The sequence below is a fragment of the Nodosilinea sp. P-1105 genome (assembly GCF_012911975.1).
Classification (GTDB): Bacteria; Cyanobacteriota; Cyanobacteriia; order Phormidesmidales; family Phormidesmidaceae; genus Nodosilinea.
On sequence record NZ_SMDQ01000139.1, the window covers coordinates 1 to 3,273 of the forward strand.

Annotated in this window: 2 protein-coding genes, 2 pseudogenes and 1 CRISPR repeat array; of the genes and pseudogenes, 1 reads left to right on the forward strand and 3 read right to left on the reverse strand. The window is 52.2% G+C overall.

Annotation, left to right across the window (positions count from 1 at the left end):
- The first annotated feature begins 70 nt into the window (after window positions 1–70).
- Window positions 71–468: a CRISPR direct-repeat array (repeat unit 35 nt; unit sequence CTCAAAACTTCTCCGGAAGTTGAATTAATGGAAAC).
- 372 nt (window positions 469–840) lie between these two features.
- Window positions 841–993 (reverse strand): annotated as a pseudogene (locus tag E1H13_RS26275) (AbrB/MazE/SpoVT family DNA-binding domain-containing protein); the annotation flags it as partial.
- A gap of 309 nt (window positions 994–1,302) precedes the next feature.
- Between E1H13_RS26275 and E1H13_RS26280 the strand changes: the two are divergent.
- A complete protein-coding gene (locus E1H13_RS26280; protein ID WP_169617913.1) occupies window positions 1,303–1,644 on the forward strand; it encodes a 4a-hydroxytetrahydrobiopterin dehydratase in 342 nt (113 codons plus the stop codon).
- 217 nt (window positions 1,645–1,861) lie between these two features.
- Here E1H13_RS26280 and E1H13_RS26290 read toward each other — a convergent pair whose 3' ends face one another.
- Together E1H13_RS26290 and E1H13_RS27070 are read right to left on the reverse strand one after the other, a co-directional pair.
- Entirely contained in the window at window positions 1,862–3,073 is a 1,212-nt protein-coding gene (locus E1H13_RS26290) for an ATP-dependent 6-phosphofructokinase (protein WP_169617914.1), read from the reverse strand.
- A gap of 11 nt (window positions 3,074–3,084) precedes the next feature.
- Window positions 3,085–3,273 (reverse strand): annotated as a pseudogene (locus E1H13_RS27070) (hypothetical protein); the annotation flags it as partial.

Genomic DNA, 3,273 nt, shown 5'->3' on the forward strand with positions numbered 1-3,273 from the left:
CCGCAGAGCTTTTCTTTACAAGTATCTATTGATACACGACAATTAACCCCTTAACGTCCCGCCTTGTGGAGTGCTCCCTTCTCCGGAAGTTGAATTAATGGAAACCACCCCCACCACGGGGGAAGTTTACTGTATAATTCTCAAAACTTCTCCGGAAGTTGAATTAATGGAAACTGCACCTGTTAAACTGATGGATCTCCTCCACCTCCCCGCCTCAAAACTTCTCCGGAAGTTGAATTAATGGAAACTGCACCTGTTAAACTGATGGATCTCCTCCACCTCCCCGCCTCAAAACTTCTCCGGAAGTTGAATTAATGGAAACGCAAAGTTTTCTTGCCGTCAGCAGATACCTTTTGGTCTCAAAACTTCTCCGGAAGTTGAATTAATGGAAACCACCAGCTCGCGAAGAGCGGAGTATGGATTGGGGACAAAGCTCAAAACTTCTCCGGAAGTTGAATTAATGGAAACGGTTTGGAGGACGGAAAACGGAGGACGGAGGACGGAAAGCATTGATGGCTAGTCACTGGCTGCATCAAAAGCTCAAGATCCCAGGGTTCTTGGGCTGTTTGGCCACGTTTTTTGGGGCATCCAGGGACAGAACCCTGGGATCTGAACCGGCGTTCTAGTCACTGGCCGCATCAAAAATTCCTTTTCTAAAGCTCTCCGCTCTCCGCTCTCCAGTCTCCGCCCTTTCACCGGCTTCTCCGGAAGTTGAATTGTAAAAATTCAGGGGGTTATGCAGCCCAATGGGTTTTAGGCTCTTCAGAGGCCTGAGGCCGTAGGTCAGGAGGCTGCTGTTCGAACCGTGCGGCCTGCATGGCAACGATCCAACGCATGCTCTAGGGAGTCCCCCACCGGACGAATAATTAAGCTATCACCCTGACGCTCAATCTCATACTCCACATCCAACCGACCGAACTGAAGCTCCTTAGGGATGCGCACAGCCTGGGAATTGCCACTTTTTTTCTGACCGCAGAATGAATTAAGACATATAAAATTATCTTAAAATCTCCATTGGGGAGGATGTCAGACATCTCAACCATTGTGTAAAGATAAGTAGAATACTGCCAAATCCTAAATCAAATCCTGAATAGAGAGTTTGGCAGACGTCATCGTAGCAATTTTTTAGACTTTCCAGATTGCTGAGAAGGCTAAATTTTTATTCTGTATGCAGGAAATATTTGCACGATGCGAAAAAGCTGTTATACCAAGTCCAGCTCGGGATCTGGAGTTTTCCCACAGGCAAAACTCCAGGTCTGGACTTGGATCCGGTTTAATTAAAGTTGTTGATTGAAAACTAGAATGACAGAAGATCTTACCAAAAAAAAATGTGAGGCCTGTACCAAAGAGTCGCCTCCGATTACCGAGGCTGAGATACAACAGCTCAAGCCTCAAATTCCTGATTGGGACATCAAGAAACAGGACGAGAGCCTCCGCTTAGAACGTCAGTTCGAGTTTCCAGATTTTGCTAAAGCACTGGCTTTCACCAATAAAGTCGGTGAACAGGCCGAAGCTCAGGGGCATCATCCCGCCCTGCTAACGGAATGGGGGAAGGTGACTGTAACCTGGTGGACCCACGCCATCAATGGCCTGCATAAAAACGATTTTGTAATGGCCGCTAAGACCGATCAAATTGCAAGCTAACCTAATCCGCTGCAGATAGCATCTCCCATCTCCCGGCCGGGCCGGGCGAAATTGCGCAATCTGGTGATTGGCTCACCGGATGGGGTACGAGGGGCGATTAACCACCTGCATTTGCTCCGGTACGCAGAGCAGCGGGAGTGGAGCCGGTTGGTGACGATACCCGAGTCGGGAATTTTGATTACCACTGAACATTAGTTTGGTACCGAAATTATGGGGGTTAAACAACGCTGGCTTCTGCCTGGGGCATAGGAGACGCTGCTTGAGAGGTGGGGATTGGATCCCCCACATAAATACCCAGGGAGCGTGCCACCTTGACCATGGTGCTATCGATTTCTACGGGACCAGGGCAGATCCCTTTATCGTGGCAGGCTCGCACGATCGCGATCGCATCCCCCAGATCTTTCGATCGCACCCGACCGGCCTCCCAGACCACCAGTCGGTTAAAGCGACCATCTTCGATCAAGTCGGTGGCTTTGCGGCCAAAGGCAGCCGCCAACAGGCGATCGGAGGCGGTGGGAATGCCACTGCGCTGAATATGGCCCAGCACCATAGCCCGAGTTTCCACCTGGTCCATATCGCAGTAGTCTGCCGCCCCAGACTCACAGAGAATATGGCTGCGATCGGCGATCGCCTGAGCCAGAAACTCGCCAATGGCCCGCATGCGCTGGCCATCTTCGCCTCGCACCCCTTCTGCCACCACCACCAGGGCAAACTTGCGACCCCGCTGGCGTAATTCAGCAATTTTTTGACACACTTGAACGATCACGGTTTCGTTGAGCACCGGGATCAACTCTGGAATCAAAATCACGTCGGCCCCACCGGCGATGCCGCCGTGGAGGGCCAGGTGGCCGGCATCGCGCCCCATCACTTCTACTACCATCACCCGATCGTGGCTAGCGGCGGTAAAGGTCAAGTCGTATAAAGCGCTGTTTACCGTCTGCACCGCCGTATTAAACCCAATGGATTTTTCCGTGAACGGCACATCGTTATCAATGGTTTTGGGAATGCCGATCAGGTTCCACCCCCCCTTTCTGGCCAGCTCGTAAATAATGTCCAGGCTGCCGTCGCCACCAATGGCAATCAACGCATCCAGATTCAACCGGTTGTAGCCCGCCAAGATCTTAGCCACTGTCTCCGTTTCGTCCGGATGCCCCTTATTCAAAGAGCCCAAAATTGAGCCACTAAGGAACTGCAATACGTCAATCCCCTGCAAAATACCAGGAATGTCATAGCCATGCTCTGGAATTACGAGTTTGTCGATATCGTACTCCCCATCGGCCACTTTCATCAGCCCGTCGGTACCGTAGGGAATACCAATCACCTGCCAGTTGCGACGACTGGCACATTTCACCACAGCCCGAATCACTGCATTCAAGCCAGGGCAATCGCCACCACTGGTGAGAATGCCAATGCGTTTGGGAGTAGTCATAGGGAGGCTCCTTAGGGGATGGGGGGATGGGGAGGTGGGAAGGTGGGGAGATGGGGACGGTGGGGGAGACGTAGGGGCAGACCTGGGTGTCTGCCCTGGCGGGGAATTGGATCAGAGGGGTGGATGGGTGGATGGGTGGATGGGTGGATGGGTGGATGGGTGGATGGGTGGATGGGTGGATGGGTGGATGGGTGGATGGG

Coding starts and splice junctions, on each gene's coding strand:
- E1H13_RS26280 (WP_169617913.1), top strand. CDS start 1,303: ATGACAGAAGATCTTACCAAAAAAAAATGTGAGGCCTGTACCAAAGAG.
- E1H13_RS26290 (WP_169617914.1), bottom strand. CDS start 3,073: ATGACTACTCCCAAACGCATTGGCATTCTCACCAGTGGTGGCGATTGC.